1 pseudogene is annotated in these 330 nt (G+C 68.2%); it reads left to right on the top strand.

Annotated features, from left to right (window positions below):
• Nucleotides 1-87 precede the first annotated feature (87 nt).
• A pseudogene (locus GSQ83_RS30065) lies at nt 88-330 on the top strand (hypothetical protein); the annotation flags it as partial.

The raw sequence follows: 330 nt of genomic DNA, 5'->3' as shown, positions 1-330 counted from the left end.
CGGCGGATTGGACGCCCTGGGCGGCGTTTGCGAGCCTCGGCCAGCGTTGGCCGGCTTTGGTCTTCGACCTCCGCCCCGATTATCGCGATGGCTGACCTCGAGCCGACGACCGGTGCGGCCAGCGATCCGCTCTGGGATGATTGGGAGGCGCCGCCGCGGCTTCCGAGCAGCCCGGTGCTGCATCTTGATGGGTTCGACGGACCGATGGACGTGCTGCTCGACCTTGCCGAGCGACAGCGGATCGATTTTGGCCGCATGTCGATCCTGGACCTCGCCGAGCAATTCGTCGCGGCCATGGCGCGGCTCGCCGATCGGGTGACGCTCGAGCAG

The sequence above is a fragment of the Acidisoma sp. L85 genome, from assembly GCF_009765865.1.
In the GTDB taxonomy this organism is placed as follows: Bacteria; Pseudomonadota; Alphaproteobacteria; order Acetobacterales; family Acetobacteraceae; genus Acidisoma.
This window is presented reverse-complemented; position numbering and strand designations above follow the sequence as displayed.